The sequence below is a fragment of the Rhizobium sp. LjRoot258 genome, assembly GCF_964254185.1.
Taxonomy (GTDB): Bacteria; Pseudomonadota; Alphaproteobacteria; order Rhizobiales; family Rhizobiaceae; genus Rhizobium.
Genome location: NZ_CAXUST020000001.1, coordinates 2,293,628 through 2,307,348, shown reverse-complemented (window position 1 = coordinate 2,307,348; position 13,721 = coordinate 2,293,628). Strand labels below are relative to the sequence as shown.

The window sequence follows — 13,721 nt, the reverse complement described above, 5'->3', positions numbered from 1 at the left end:
TTCAGGATCTTGCGATCGCTTCGTCGCACCAGTCGGCGAATGCAGCGATAGCCGCGTCCGCTCCAATTTCATTCAGCGTTTCGTGGCGCATGTCCTGATATATCTGGGTCGTGATAAGGGAGAAGCCATGGGCTTTCAAATGGTTTGATAGCCAGATCACCGCTTTTCCGCCATCTGTCGCCGGGTCCTGCCCGCCGCCGACAAGGTGGATCGGTATCTGCTTCGGCAGCCGGTCCAGATGCGTCATTTGCGGGGCGCGAAACGTCAGTTCGAAAATATCGAGCCAGAGTGACACCGAGGCATCGAAGCCGCACAGCGGGTCCGCGATATACTTGTCGACTTCGGCAGGATCGCGGCTTAGCCAATCAAACTCTGTTCGACGGCCGGCGATGGACTTGCCCCAGGTGGCGAAGGTGAGTTTCGGCAGGATGCCGCTTGGAACATCGGAGCCCTTCAGCGCACGTTCGGCGAGCAGGATCGCCTGCGCAGCCCGCCCGGCGATACCGGGGTTGAAGTTCGAGTTCCAGACTGCAACGGCATCGTATTTCTCTGGATGCGTGACTGCAGCATTCAGCGCAATGAGGCCTCCCATCGAATGTCCGAAAAGGATGACCGGCAAGCCGGGATATTGCCTCACAGCATGCTCACGGACGGACGAGACGTCATCAATTACCTGCCGAACGCCATCGCGACGGGCGAACCGTCCGATTGGCGCATCGGGCGCAGTCGTCTCGCCATGCCCCCGGTGATCGAACGCGAAGACATGGTAGCCACGGGCCGCCATGGCTGCTGCAAAACGGGAATAACGCTTGGAATGCTCGGCCAGCCCATGAGACACAAGGATAATTCCGCGTGCCTCCGATCGTGCCGGCTCATGATGAAAGCCAAGCGAGGCATTCGCCGCTTCAAGGCGTTGCGTTTCTGCGAACATCTTACTCTCCCATTGCCGGGAAGAGACCAGATCGGCCATGAAATGCAACACGTCCAAATATTTATGCCACAGGATTTTCGCGCCCTGCGAATTGAGGTTGCGAAATTGAACTCGCCATGATCTCCTGTTCATGAATTGTTCTTTTGGGGGATGAGGATGAGGAATCCGTTTCTGCGCGTGGCTGTATTCTTGATTGCAATTGCGGCTGGTGTTGCGGAGGCCCAGGATGCGGGCGGAAAGACGCGCTTGATTCTGGCGGCCAGCTGGCAGCCCGCCTTCTGTGAAACCAACCAGCGCAAGCCGGAATGCAGCACTCAGACCAAGGACAGATTCGATGCGACCAATTTCTCGCTGCACGGGCTCTGGTCGATGCGGAAGGAGTACTGCGACGTCTCCGGCAGTCTGCGGACGGCGGACAAGAACGGCGATTGGCGCAAGCTGCCCGAGGTGGAGTTGTCTACTGCGACCAGGGCTGCGCTCGAGAAAATAATGCCTGGAACGCAATCGGGCCTGGAGCGACACGAGTGGATCAAGCACGGCTCCTGCACCAGGATGAGTGCCGACGACTATTTTGCCACGTCGGTCCGTCTGATCGATGAGCTGAACGCCTCGGCGGTCCGCGATTTGTTCGCGGCCAGTATCGGCAAGGCGCTGACGGCGGAGGCGATCAAGGCTGCATTCGACAAGAGCTTCGGCCCTGGCGCCGGCGATCGCGTCAAGATGAGTTGCCGACGCGCCGGCGGAGGGGACCGCGTCATCAGCGAGCTCACGATCGGCCTGTCGCAGGACGCGACATCGGATGACAAAGCAAGCCTGCGCGACCTCATTCAAGGGGCAGGGCGGACGTCGTTCGGCTGTGATGAGGGCGTCGTGGATGCTGCAGGGTTTTGAACCGCCTCTCACCGAAGACTGAGGCCGGCCGATCGACACTCCTCGATCGGCACGAGTTCCCGCCGATCTCTATAGAGCCTATGACGCTGATCTAGACGAGCACACCGAGTTCCATTCTCCGCGATGCTCACAAAAGCCTCTGGTTTTTGGCCGTCGCGCGTTGCTCCTTGGTCCCAATTCGCCTACATAGCGGCAAAACTTAAATCCCCCCGCGGAGCGAATTATCAATGGCACGTCAGTTCATCTACCATATGGCCGGCCTCAACAAGGCGTACGGCAACAAGAAGGTGCTGGAAAACATCCACCTTTCTTTCTATCCGGATGCCAAGATCGGTATCCTCGGCCCGAACGGTGCTGGTAAGTCGACGGTGCTGCGCATCATGGCCGGTCTTGACAAGGAATTTACCGGCGAGGCGTGGCTTGCCGAAGGCGCAACACTCGGCTACCTCGCACAGGAGCCGCAGCTCGATGCTTCCAAGACCGTTCTCGAGAACGTCATGGAAGGCGTTGCGCCGAAAAAGGCGATCCTCGATCGCTACAACGAGCTGATGATGAACTATTCCGACGAGACGGCGGAAGAGGGCGCCAAGCTCCAGGACGTCATCGACAGCCAGAACCTCTGGGACCTCGAGAGCCAGGTGGAAATGGCAATGGATGCGCTGCGGTGCCCACCGGGCGACTCCACGGTCGAAAAGCTCTCTGGTGGTGAGAAGCGCCGCGTGGCACTCTGCCGCCTGCTGCTCGCGCAGCCGGACCTGCTACTGCTCGACGAACCGACCAACCACCTCGACGCGGAGACGATCGCCTGGCTTGAAAAGCACCTGCGCCAATATCCCGGTGCAGTCCTGATGATCACCCACGACCGCTACTTCCTCGACAACGTCACGGGCTGGATTCTCGAACTCGACCGCGGTCGCGGTATCCCATACGAAGGCAACTACTCCGCTTATCTGCAGGCGAAGGCCAAGCGCATGCAGCAGGAGGGCCGCGAAGAGGCCTCCCGCCAGAAGGCGATCAGCCGCGAGCAGGAATGGATCGCCTCCAGCCCGAAGGCACGTCAGGCAAAGTCCAAGGCGCGTATCCGTGCCTATGACGACCTGGTCGCAGCGGCGGATGCCCGTCGTCCTGGCGATGCGCAGATCGTCATCCCAGTCGGCGAGCGTCTCGGCCAGGTGGTCATCGAGGCGGAGAACCTAACCAAGGGCTACGGCGATACGGTTCTGATCGAGAACCTCACCTTCAAGCTGCCGCCTGGCGGCATCGTCGGCGTTATCGGTCCGAACGGCGCCGGCAAGACGACGCTGTTTCGTATGATCACGGGTCAGGAAAAGCCCGACAGCGGCTCCATCCGCATCGGCGAGACTGTCGATCTCGGTTATGTCGATCAGAGCCGCGATGCGCTCGCCGGCAACAAGACCGTCTGGGAGGAAATCTCCGGTGGCAGCGACATCATCAAACTCGGCAAGCATGAAGTGAATTCGCGCGCCTATTGCGGCGCCTTCAACTTCAAGGGGGGCGATCAGCAGCAGAAGGTCGGGACGCTGTCGGGCGGTCAGCGCAACCGCGTGCATCTGGCCAAGATGCTGAAGGCCGGCGGCAACGTCATCCTGCTGGACGAACCGACCAATGACCTCGATACAGAAACGCTGGCGGCTCTTGAGGATGCGCTTGAAAGCTTTGCAGGCTGCGCTGTTATCATCAGCCACGATCGCATGTTCCTCGACCGTCTGGCGACACACATCCTTGCTTTCGAGGGCGACAGCCATGTGGAGTGGTTCGAGGGCAACTTCGAGGAATACGAACAGGACAAGATGCGTCGTCTCGGCGTCGATTCCATCAATCCGAGCCGCGTGACCTATAAGCGCCTGACGCGTTGATCGCCAGAAACCGGCTTTTAGGGATATGGAGGCCCCGGTTCGCCGGGGCTTTTTTGCGCGCGCATTGATGTCGCGATCCGAGCAGCTAATTTCGTGAACGGATGGAATTGCGGCTTGCCACACTCGCCCGATTCACATAAAGATATCTTTATATGTTGATTGGATCGGGCATGAGTGAGCCTATAAGACTCGGATTGGATGCGTTGGTGGACGTCCTCAGGGCGGCCGGCGAGCCGACGCGTCTGCGCCTGCTGGCTCTGCTAGCGGCAGGGGATCTGACGGTCACCGATCTTACTGAAATCCTCGGCCAATCCCAACCGCGCATCTCTCGTCACCTGAAGCTGCTCGGCGAAGCGGATCTCATCGACCGCTACCAGGAGGGCGCCTGGGCCTATTTCCGGCTGCGCCAGGATGGCAAGGCAGCCATTTTCGCGCGCAGCCTGCTGGCACATGCTTCCGAGAACGATCCTGTGGTCCTTCGCGACAGCGAACGGTTGGCTGGGGTCAAGCGCCAGCGGGCCGAGCGCGCACAGGCCTATTTCAGTCGTAACGCTGCCGAATGGGATGAGCTTCGCCGGCTGCATGCCGCGGACGAAGAAGTCGATGCCGCGGTCATTCGGCTGCTTGGCAGCCAGCCGATTGACTCGCTTCTCGATCTCGGCACCGGCACGGGGCGCATCCTTGAACTCCTGTCCGGCCTCTATCGCCGTGCAATTGGCGTGGACGCCAGCCGCGACATGCTGAGCGTGGCGCGCGCCAATCTCGACAAATCAGGGATCACCAAGGCATCCGTTCGCCACGCCGATATCCTGAACCTGCCGTTCGAGGCGCAGGATTTCGACGTGGTGACGATCCACCAGGTGCTGCATTTTTTCGATCAGCCGGAGATCGCGATCGGCGAGGCCGCGCGCATGCTGCGGGCGGGCGGGCGGTTGGTCATCATCGATCTGGCGCCGCATGGGCTGGAATACCTTCGTGACGAGCATGCGCATGTTCGCCTCGGCTTCTCGCATCAGTCGATATCGGACTGGCTGCGCAAGGCGGGGCTGGATGTCGAACAGGTCGTCGACCTTCATCCGGGTCATCAAAGCGGGCAGGGGCTCACCGTCACCGTCTGGCTTGCGCGCGACCCCCGGCGTCTCATGGCCTCCTCAGCGAGCGAAGGCGCCGAACCCATATTTGCCGGGAGATAATGGTATGGCTTTGAACAGCGACGCGCGCCGCAAGATCGGCATTTCCTTCGAGTTCTTTCCGCCGAAGTCGGAAGAGATGGAAGGTCAGCTGTGGAACACGGTCAGCGAGCTGCAGGACTGGGATCCCGACTTCGTATCGGTAACCTACGGCGCAGGTGGCACCACCAAGGCACCGACGCTGGCGACCGTCTCGCGCTTTCTCGCCGAGACTCCCCTTGCCACCGCGTCGCATCTCACCTGCGTCGGGGCGACGAAGGATGAGACGCACAGCGTCATCGAGACCTTCCGCAAGGTTGGCGTCAAGCATTTTGTAGCGCTTCGCGGCGATGCTCCGGGCGGCGTCGGCGCGCCCTATCAGCCGCATCCCGGCGGCTATGCAAACGCGGCGGCATTGGTTGCCGGACTGCGCGAGATTGGCGATTTCGAGATTTCGGTCTCGGCCTATCCCGAAAAGCATCCGGAGAGCCGCGATACCGCTGCCGACATCGACATGCTGAAGCAGAAGGCCGACAACGGCGCGACGCGGGCGCTGACCCAGTTCTTCTTCGACAACGACAGTTTCGAGCGCTACCTGGAGAAAGTGCGGGCCGCCGGTATCAATATTCCCGTTGTGCCGGGCATCATGCCGATCCAGAACCTAACGCAGCTGAAGCGCTTCGCCGGCGCCTGCGGCACCATCATACCGGCGTTTCTGGATGAGCGCTTCGCGGGCTTCGACGACAAGCCGGATGAGAGAGCCAAGGTTGCGGCTGAGGTTGCAGCCGAACAGATCGAAGATCTGGCCCGTCGCGGGCTCACCGACTTCCACCTGTACACCATGAACCGTGCGCCGCTCGTCTCGGCCGTGCTGACCAATCTCGGCTTCACACGGGAAGGCGCCAAGAAGGCCGGTGCCGCCGCATAGGCTGCTCCCGTCACGAGACAAAAAGAAAAGCGCATCTCCTCGTGGGATGCGCTTTTCCGATTCATTGAACTGTTTCGCTACTCAGGAGTCTCGGCACTGTTCGATTGGCACGACGTTCAGATGAAAAGCATTGTCAATACGAATGCAAACGCCGCGCTGACCAAAAGGACATTCAAGGATTGTGTAAGTCCCATGTCTGTCTCCTCGCGTTAACGGTGCGATAATATGTCGTGAATGTGTCGCTTGGAAAGCGGATTTTATACTGCACTGCGGCGAAAATGTCACATCGCGGACGCGAGCCTGCAATCAACACGCTGAAATTACGAAAGAAATCGCCGTAGAAAAATATTCACAGATTTTAACCTGGCGTTAAAGTCAGCGATCCGGCCTTCACACTTGCGGCAAGATGAAGGCTTTGTCCGAAGCGTCTGAAACAATGGAATAATCCGGAATTGAAAAGGCCGGGTCTGAAACCCGGCCCGAAAGCGTGCGCTCAAGATGCGCGATCAGAGGGAGTTCAGGAGCGTCGGTGTTGCCCAGCCGTCGGCCGGCATGCCGAGGCGCTGCTGCTCCTTCTGGATGGCTACGCGCGTGCCCGAACCCAGGATGCCGTCGACCTTGCCGACGTCATGGCCGAGGGTTCCGAGCTTCGTCTGCAATTCCTTCATCTGATCATTGGAAAGGCCCTGTTCAGGCGTGCCCCTGAGATAGGGCTCGGCACCAGCAAGGCGGGTCCCAAAATAAGCGGCCGAGGTCGTGTAGATGAACGACTTGTTCCACTCGAGGTAAATCTGGAAGTTCGGGTAAGCGATGAAGGTAGGGCCAAGGCGGCCCTGCGGCAGTATCAGGTCGCCGTGCAGATTGCCGAAGCTCGTGTTGCCATCCCGCGGCTTGACGCCAAGGGCAAACCACTCGCTGGCCGTCAGCGGACCGCCGATGCCGGATTTTTCCCAAGGGAGGTTGTCGGGAAGTGTAACCTCCTGAATCCACGGCTGTCCCTTCTGGAAGCCGAGATGCTCGATGAACTTGGCGGCCGTCAGGATCGCATCGGGGGCGCTCTGCTTGAGGCGCACATGGCCGTCGTCGTCGCCGTCCATACCGTAGGCGATGATATCGCGAGGCAGCATCTGAACCTGACCGATCTCGCCGGCCCAGGCACCGGTGTTGGTCGCGGGGTCGAGATCGCCGTGCTCTACCATTTCGATGAGTGCAATCAACTGCGGGCGGAACAACTCGGGCCGCCGGCAATCACGAGCGAGCGTCACGAGGGCGTTGCGGGTGTTGAAATCGCCCTGCACGGCGCCGAAATCGGTCTCCATGGCCCAGAAGGCGGTGATGACGCCGGCGGGCACACCAAACTCCTGTTCGGCACGGGCGAAGACATCCGCATATTGCTCCATCTTCTGGCGGCCGATGTCGAGGCGGGCCTGGCTGACGGTGCGCTGCGAGAATTCCAGGAAGGTCTGCTTGAACACGCCCTGAGCGCGGTCGCGGCTCAAAACCTTCTGGTCGATCTGTGCGCCCTCCAGCGCCTTGTTGGCGGCTTCAGCAGATGCGCCTGATGCAATTGCATCGGCCTTTACGCCGGCCAGAAATTCAGAGAGATCGCCGTCACACGCGGGGGCGGCCGCCTGCGAAGCCGGTGCACTCGGTGCCGGCGTCTGCGCGGCAGCGCCGGTGGCGAGGCCGGCAGCAAAAAGGAGTGCAAGTGCCGTGCGGCTTGCGGGCGAGCGGTGCATAGTTTCGATCCTCGTCGTCAATGGAATTCCGTCGATTTCCCAGATGATTGTGACGGAAGCAAGAAAGACGAGGGGACGTTACTAAGAATTCGTGTCCTTGGAGACCGCCGCTACCCAGTTGTGCCAGTTCTGGCTCGATCCGGCGAAAACATTGATGTCCGTCGGGCCCTTGATACCAGGGATGACGCCCGTCGACGTGTACTGCCAGAAGGCCCACCGACGGTCGGCATAGGTAACTTCGGGATGTTTGGCGACGGAGCGGACCCAGAAGTGATAATTCTGGAAGTAGCCGACGAGATTGTCGCGATGGAAGTCGACCGACGTGTAGATGATCGGACGCTTGCCGTAATAGGTCTCGAGCCGGTCCATGAAGCGCTGCAGTTGGGCGCGGACCGTTGCCGGATCGGGCCGATAGCGGCAGGTCTTCGATTCCGAGTTCCATTCGACGTCGAGGACGGGCGGCAGGCGCATCGAATCCTTCGGCACATTGCTGATGAACCAGTCGGCCTGTTCGTCAGGCGTCGAGCAGAAATAGTAGAAATGATAGGGCGCGTGGGGAATGCCAACGGAGCGGGCACGCTGCCAGTACTCATTGAAACGCGGATCGATGCGATCTTTGCCTTCGGTCGCTTTAATGAATGCGAAGGCGACGCCGGAGTTCCTGACCGTCTGCCAGTCGATATCGCCCTGCCACTTCGACACGTCGATGCCGTGGATCGGCTGCTTCTCCGGATGCTTTGTTCCGAAGTCCTGAGGATCGGTGTCCTTGAAGCGCGTTTTTGGCTTTACGGACGCTGTTTCGAGATAGTCATAGCCCGATGACGTGCATCCAGCGAGCATGACGGCCAACGGCAAAACGCAAAACAGAAGCCGGCGCATAGATGTTCCGTCGCGAAACGAATGGATTTTTTGCCCCACAGCTCGACCTTCGTGATAAACGCGTCCAGCAGAGGAATGTCCCCTCTATTTTCCATATCAACGTAAAAATTCGGTTAGTTTCAAGCGAAATGTCAAGGTTTGGTCACAATGACGGCCCGCCAGGCATAGCCGCCGCCAATGGTCTCGAACGTCAGTCGTGCTTTGTTTTCAGAGGCTTGAGACTCGAGAACCTGCCGCAGATTGGCACGCGGCGACACGTGAAATTTTCGCAGCCATGCCTTGAGAAGACGCGCAAACCAGCCCGGCAAGCGTTCCTGCTGACCAAAATCGACGATGTGCAACTCGCCGCCGTGAGCTAGGGCGGCCAAGGCCGAGTCGATCGCGCACTCCCAGTCCGGGATCATGGAGAGCGCGTAGGAAATGAGGATGCGGTCGAAGCCGCCGACGCCGAATTCGCGCGGCGTGAAGGCCGTCGCGTCCGCGACACGGAAATCCGGGAGCGTGGCTTTGGTCTCGAATGTCTTGCGCGCGGAGATCAGCATCTCTGCCGAAATATCGAGGCCGTAGAGCTTAGCCTGCGGATAATATCTATGGGCAAGCGCGAGGTTGCGGCCGGTTCCGCAACCGACCTCCAGCAGCGTGCCGCCTGCCGGCACATTCAGATTGCGGATCGTCTGATCGCGACCGAGCAGGTAATACTTGCGGGTCATGTCATAGATGTGGCGTTGATAACGATACATGCCATCCATCAGGGCGGCATGGCGGTCGTCCTCGACGACCGGGTTCGTGTCGACGCCTTTCACGCGGTCTTCCTGTAGATATGGAAGCCGCCATAGATCGCCGAGCGATCGAGCGCCGTCAGTTCGATCGAGCGTTCCTCCATGTAGGTCCACCGATCGCGGATCGCAGGCGACAGGCGTCCTTCGATGATGCTCTTTTCGGCCGCGGTGCGGAAAATCACCCGAGCGCCTTCACGCGCCGTGCGGCTGATCTCGGCCCATAGATCATTCAGTTGCTGGTCCGTCATCCAATCCTGTGCATCCAGAAGGATATAACGATCGCGCGAGGCGGCCGGCTCGCCGGCGAGCAGCTCGGTGAAGCTTGCATGATGAACGTTGACGCGATCCACATTGGCACGGATCGCCTCGTAGTTCGCCGGTTCGAGATAGGTCGGAAGCGGGCCTTCACCCTTCGGCGCGTAGCGGCGACCGAAAGCCTGCCAGGCAAAATAGTTTTCCTGCATGGGGAAGTGGCAGGCGAGCTTTTCAAGACGGTGGCGCAGAACGGGAGCGATCGACTGGTCGGCTGCGAGGCTTGCCAGTTCGTCATACTGCTGCGGTGGGATGCCGAGGCCGAACAGCGAGCTCTTGCGGCCGGTGATCCAGCGTACGACCGGCTTGTCGAAGAGCGGTGCGATCTTCTCGTCGAAGAACTGGCGCTGCTCGCGCAGCGAACGTGCCTTTGTCATCTCCGTCAGGTCGACGCCGTGCAAGCGGGAAAGCAGGTGGGCGGCACCGATGAACCGACCGAGGAGGCCCGTTTCGTAGATGTTGCGGTCAAAAACCGTCACGCGCCGACGGCCGAACTTACGGCCATTCCAGTAGTTCCGAGTTGTCTCGTCGAGATTTGCTGCGAGGAACTGGTCGAAGGCGTGGCTGTTCGACGTTTCGCGAGGTGTGGCGAGGAAGCGAACGAGGTCGGCGTGTCCGGGAAGGTGACGGAACGCCGCGAGTTTCAGCCGATTGAGGGCGATGTGATGCGGATTAAGGTCCACCACATCAATCGACGCCGGGCTTTTGGAGAGATAGGCGAGCATGTTGCAGCCGCCGGAGCCGATCGTCACGATGCGGTGATGCGGCTGAAGCTCCATCGCCAGCATGTCGAGGTCGGGATCTTCCCAAATTTGCGGATAGACCAAGCCGGAAAACAATAGGCCGAAAAGCCGTTCCGAAAAGCCTGCCTTGGAGAAGGCATTGTGGCGGAGAAGGGCTGCCTTGAGTTTCCGGTTCTTGCGGAAGCCGGCATCCGGTGCAAATTCCGTCATATGAGTCTTTCACCCTTTTAGCGTTCAGGGCGTTTAGCGCGCCGTCACTACAGTTTGATGACGCAGGCTGTGGGCAGGGCTTTCCACGGCTGCAAATAGAAACGCATCCGGCGTTGGGGTCTTTCGCGCCGCGGGCTTTCCTGCTTCTCTTGCAGGCATGGAGGACCGTACATGCGATTTGTGCTGCGTGCCGTGAAGTCACTTGCCCTTCTGCTGGTCGTAATCGTCGCTATGGGTGCGGCTTGGCTTTACGTCAGCCCACCGGAATTGCTGCGAGTGGGTGATGGCTATGCAGCCAAGATCGTTTGCTCGAACGTCTTCCTCGCAGGGCGAGATCCTGAACAGGTGCTCTACGAGGACGTTCAGGCGCCCGGAAATCCGTTGCTGCGGCTGGTGCGTGTGGCTGTCGACAGGCACGAGAAGCGAGTTACAGCGCGCATCCTCGGGGTCTTCGCACCGGGCTATGCGATCTATCGCGGCGCACTCGGCTGCAGCAGCGTGCCGGACGGGGATTTTAAAGCGGCCGCGAGCGCAGTGCCCGATCGTCCTGTCGCTCCAGAGCCGAAAAATGATGAGATATGGCCGGAGGGCAATGCCGTCGCGACGGTCGATGACAGCCGTGTCGACGCGCTGCTTTCAGACAGCGATTTGATCGGTCCTGCAGCGCGCGCGGTTGTCGTCGTTCACAACGGCCGTATCATCGCCGAGCGCTACGGTGACGGTTTCATTCCCACGACGCCGCTGACGGGCTGGTCGATGACGAAGACCGTCAATGCGGCGATCGTCGGACGGCTGATGCTCGACAACAAGATCGCGTTTGGTGACGCAGCCCTCCTGCCGCAGTGGCAGGGCGGCGATCATTCAGCAATCAAGCTCAGCGATCTGCTAGGCATGGAGAGCGGCCTGGCCTTCAACGAGAGTTATGGCACGGTCGCCGATGTCACACGAATGCTCTATCTCGATGCAGATATGACGGCACTGCCGGCGAGCCTCCCGTTGGAGGCGAGCCCGGGCGAGCGCTTCAACTATTCGAGCGGCACATCGGTGTTGATCTCGAAGATATGGATGGATCGGATCGGCAACATGCAGGCAGCGCTTGCCTATCCCAAGCTGGCGCTGTTCGATCCGCTCGGCATGTCGAGCGCCGTTCTGGAGGTCGATGCCCGCGGCACCTTTGCCGGCAGTTCTTATCTCTACGCCACAGCGCGGGATTGGGCTCGTTTCGGCCAGTTTCTTCTTCAGGACGGCGTCTGGAATGGACAGCGGCTGTTGCCGGAACGGTTCATGGCGGCAATGAGGACGCCGACTGCCGCCTCGGGCGGCAAATACACGCAGGCGCAGGCCTGGCTCGCCGCGCCGGGCGGCGATAGCAGCGCCACTGCCGGTCTTCCTGAAGACACTTTCTGGATGGAAGGGCATGATGGACAGAGTGTCGCGATCGTGCCGTCTGCGAAGCTTGTCGTCGTCAGGCTCGGGCTGACGCCAAGCTGGCTTCGCTATAGACCGCAGATCCTCGTGAAGGAGATTCTAGCGGCGCTTCCTCGGCAGTAGTCAGTAGTTGCCGTGGGCGACGTCGTCCATGCCCTTGCGCTTGGCGTCGTAATAGTAGCCACGCGCATAGAGGCGGACAGCATCGTCTTCACTGCTGTCGGAGACAAGCCAGGCGCCGCGGAGATACTTGGCGGCGTATTTGATGTTGGTCTCGGCATCAAACAGGCCGGCAGGTTGGCCATCGTAGCCCATCGACTTGGCCGTATTGTACTTTATCTGCATCAGGCCAAAATAACCGCGCTTGTTATAGGCCTTGGCATTGTAGCGGCTTTCGCGATGCACGACGCGGTGAAGCAGCGAGGCGGGCACCTGGTAAAGCTTCGAGTACTTGTCGATGATCCTGGTGATCGCACTTTTCTCGACGGTCGGCGCGCCATCGTCGTCGCTGTCGCTGAACATGGGTGGAGCCGCCGGTGGGTCTGAGGGGCCTGACGTATCGAAGCCGTAGTCCATCATCGGATGCGGCGTGGTGTCGATCGCGGAAAGCGCGGCAATGGCACCGCCGCCGTTCTGAGGCGTCGCGGCAAAGGCAAGCTGCGTCGACGGCGAGGGGGTTCCCGGGCGCGGGGTCGGTACGACGGACTGAATTGCCGTCATCTCAGGCGTCAGCGGGATCTGCGCATAACCCGTTGCCGTCGCTGTCTGGATTTGGCCGTTCAACTGGGAGGGATCGGTTGCCGGCATGGCGGGCGCTGCGAGGGCGGTTGCCGTCTGGTCAGCGGCGGGGATCATCGCCGTTTCTGTCGTTCCTTCGCCGGCGGGCACGGCTGCAAGCGTAGCGTCTTCGCCCGGCTTCGGCGTCGGAACAACGGTCTGGGCTGCGGTCAATTCGGCCTGCGACGTGTATTCGACGCTCGTGCATCCGGCGACAACGCCGCAGAGCATCGTGGAAACGATGAGACTGCGTTTCAGGCCGGAAAAACCGATCGCTACCATACTCTCACTTTCGTGAATGCGCCGCCCCGGCAGCGTTAGAAGTTACAAAAAACCTTAAGCCCGGATTCCGCAATTAACGTATTCGTTGCTTTGCTGCAACCCGCCGGAATTGTTTACGCGGCGATGCGCCGATAGCCGGCTGTGACGGCGCCTGCAGCAATGAGCAAAGTGCCGCCGGTGCGGTTGACCGCGCGCTGGACGCTTGCCTTGCGAATGAGGCCGCGCGCTGCGTTTGCGGCGAGCGCATAGGTGGAAGCGTTGATGGTTGCAAGAACGAGGAAGGTGGCTTCCATGATGAGCATCTGGCCGAAAAACGGCTGAGCCGGATTCAGGAACTGCGGAACGAATGCGACGAAGAACACGATGCTCTTCGGATTGAGCGCCGTGACGACATAGGCGTGGAGGAAAACCTTGAGCGATTTCTTTTCGGGCAGGTTGTCATTGTCTGCCATGGGCTCGGAAATGACGGGGGCTCGCCAGAGTTTGATGCCGAGCCAGATCAGATAGGCGCCACCGACCCACTTCAATACAGTGAACAGGGTTGCGGAGGCCGCCAGTACGGCCCCCAATCCGAATAGCGATGCGGTCATCGCGGTGAAGTCGCCGAGCGCAACGCCGGTTACGGTCGCGAGCGCCGTCTTGCGTCCATGGCCGAGGGCATAGGAAACGACGAGGAGAATCGTCGGGCCTGGAATGGCCAGCATGATTGCAGACGCAGCGGCAAAAGCGAACCAGGCTTCGAGCGACATGGAATCTCCTCCTATTCCCTAAGGTAA

At 60.2% G+C, this 13,721-nt stretch carries 12 protein-coding genes; 5 read left to right on the top strand and 7 right to left on the bottom strand.

The window, feature by feature from the left end:
• Position 1: 1 nt before the first annotated feature.
• Positions 2-931 (bottom strand): lysophospholipase, encoded by a 930-nt coding sequence (locus ACSQ9D_RS11435; RefSeq protein ID WP_436282333.1) that lies wholly within the window; start codon positions 929-931, stop codon positions 2-4.
• A 156-nt stretch (positions 932-1,087) separates the two neighbouring features.
• On the opposite strand from ACSQ9D_RS11435, the gene ACSQ9D_RS11430 reads away from it, so the two are divergent.
• The 4 genes from ACSQ9D_RS11430 to metF all read left to right on the top strand — a co-directional run bounded on the left by ACSQ9D_RS11430 (position 1,088) and on the right by metF (position 5,796).
• Positions 1,088-1,822: a ribonuclease T2 family protein gene (locus ACSQ9D_RS11430; RefSeq protein WP_436282332.1), complete on the top strand. Its 735-nt coding sequence runs from the start codon at positions 1,088-1,090 to the stop codon at positions 1,820-1,822.
• A 227-nt stretch (positions 1,823-2,049) separates the two neighbouring features.
• A complete protein-coding gene (gene ettA / locus ACSQ9D_RS11425) occupies positions 2,050-3,699 on the top strand; it encodes an energy-dependent translational throttle protein EttA (protein ID WP_436282331.1) in 1,650 nt (549 codons plus the stop codon).
• A 170-nt stretch (positions 3,700-3,869) separates the two neighbouring features.
• Entirely contained in the window at positions 3,870-4,892 is a 1,023-nt protein-coding gene (locus ACSQ9D_RS11420; protein WP_436282330.1) for an ArsR/SmtB family transcription factor, read from the top strand.
• A gap of 4 nt (positions 4,893-4,896) precedes the next feature.
• The gene (metF, locus tag ACSQ9D_RS11415) at positions 4,897-5,796 is read left to right on the top strand and encodes a methylenetetrahydrofolate reductase [NAD(P)H] (RefSeq protein WP_436282329.1); all 900 of its coding nucleotides are present in this window, start codon (positions 4,897-4,899) and stop codon (positions 5,794-5,796) included.
• A 506-nt stretch (positions 5,797-6,302) separates the two neighbouring features.
• On the opposite strand, the gene ACSQ9D_RS11410 is transcribed toward metF, so the two are convergent.
• From ACSQ9D_RS11410 to ACSQ9D_RS11395, 4 genes are all read right to left on the bottom strand, one after another.
• Entirely contained in the window at positions 6,303-7,535 is a 1,233-nt protein-coding gene (locus tag ACSQ9D_RS11410) for a lytic murein transglycosylase (protein WP_436282328.1), read from the bottom strand.
• Between the two features lie 81 nt (positions 7,536-7,616).
• Positions 7,617-8,414, bottom strand: coding sequence for a glycoside hydrolase family 25 protein (locus tag ACSQ9D_RS11405; RefSeq protein WP_037119883.1), 798 nt, complete (start codon positions 8,412-8,414; stop codon positions 7,617-7,619).
• A gap of 131 nt (positions 8,415-8,545) precedes the next feature.
• Positions 8,546-9,163, bottom strand: coding sequence for a class I SAM-dependent methyltransferase (locus ACSQ9D_RS11400; protein ID WP_436283818.1), 618 nt, complete (start codon positions 9,161-9,163; stop codon positions 8,546-8,548).
• Between the two features lie 50 nt (positions 9,164-9,213).
• Entirely contained in the window at positions 9,214-10,458 is a 1,245-nt protein-coding gene (locus ACSQ9D_RS11395; RefSeq protein ID WP_436282327.1) for a DUF3419 family protein, read from the bottom strand.
• Between the two features lie 171 nt (positions 10,459-10,629).
• Between ACSQ9D_RS11395 and ACSQ9D_RS11390 the strand changes: the two genes are divergently transcribed.
• Positions 10,630-12,009 carry a serine hydrolase domain-containing protein gene (locus tag ACSQ9D_RS11390; protein ID WP_436282326.1) on the top strand — a complete coding sequence of 460 codons (1,380 nt, stop codon included), beginning with the start codon at positions 10,630-10,632 and terminating at the stop codon, positions 12,007-12,009.
• On the opposite strand, the gene ACSQ9D_RS11385 is transcribed toward ACSQ9D_RS11390, so the two are convergent.
• Both ACSQ9D_RS11385 and ACSQ9D_RS11380 read right to left on the bottom strand, forming a co-directional pair.
• A complete protein-coding gene (locus tag ACSQ9D_RS11385) occupies positions 12,010-12,945 on the bottom strand; it encodes a transglycosylase SLT domain-containing protein (protein ID WP_436282325.1) in 936 nt (311 codons plus the stop codon). It abuts the gene before it with no gap.
• Positions 12,946-13,058: 113 nt separating this feature from the next.
• Entirely contained in the window at positions 13,059-13,694 is a 636-nt protein-coding gene (locus tag ACSQ9D_RS11380; protein ID WP_436282324.1) for a LysE family translocator, read from the bottom strand.
• Between the last annotated feature and the right edge of the window lie 27 nt (positions 13,695-13,721).

Coding starts and splice junctions, on each gene's coding strand:
- ACSQ9D_RS11430 (WP_436282332.1), top strand. CDS start 1,088: ATGAGGAATCCGTTTCTGCGCGTGGCTGTATTCTTGATTGCAATTGCG.
- metF (WP_436282329.1), top strand. CDS start 4,897: ATGGCTTTGAACAGCGACGCGCGCCGCAAGATCGGCATTTCCTTCGAG.
- ACSQ9D_RS11435 (WP_436282333.1), bottom strand. CDS start 931: ATGTTCGCAGAAACGCAACGCCTTGAAGCGGCGAATGCCTCGCTTGGC.
- ACSQ9D_RS11395 (WP_436282327.1), bottom strand. CDS start 10,458: ATGACGGAATTTGCACCGGATGCCGGCTTCCGCAAGAACCGGAAACTC.
- ACSQ9D_RS11405 (WP_037119883.1), bottom strand. CDS start 8,414: ATGCGCCGGCTTCTGTTTTGCGTTTTGCCGTTGGCCGTCATGCTCGCT.
- ettA (WP_436282331.1), top strand. CDS start 2,050: ATGGCACGTCAGTTCATCTACCATATGGCCGGCCTCAACAAGGCGTAC.
- ACSQ9D_RS11420 (WP_436282330.1), top strand. CDS start 3,870: ATGAGTGAGCCTATAAGACTCGGATTGGATGCGTTGGTGGACGTCCTC.
- ACSQ9D_RS11390 (WP_436282326.1), top strand. CDS start 10,630: ATGCGATTTGTGCTGCGTGCCGTGAAGTCACTTGCCCTTCTGCTGGTC.
- ACSQ9D_RS11385 (WP_436282325.1), bottom strand. CDS start 12,945: ATGGTAGCGATCGGTTTTTCCGGCCTGAAACGCAGTCTCATCGTTTCC.
- ACSQ9D_RS11400 (WP_436283818.1), bottom strand. CDS start 9,163: ATGGATGGCATGTATCGTTATCAACGCCACATCTATGACATGACCCGC.
- ACSQ9D_RS11380 (WP_436282324.1), bottom strand. CDS start 13,694: ATGTCGCTCGAAGCCTGGTTCGCTTTTGCCGCTGCGTCTGCAATCATG.
- ACSQ9D_RS11410 (WP_436282328.1), bottom strand. CDS start 7,535: ATGCACCGCTCGCCCGCAAGCCGCACGGCACTTGCACTCCTTTTTGCT.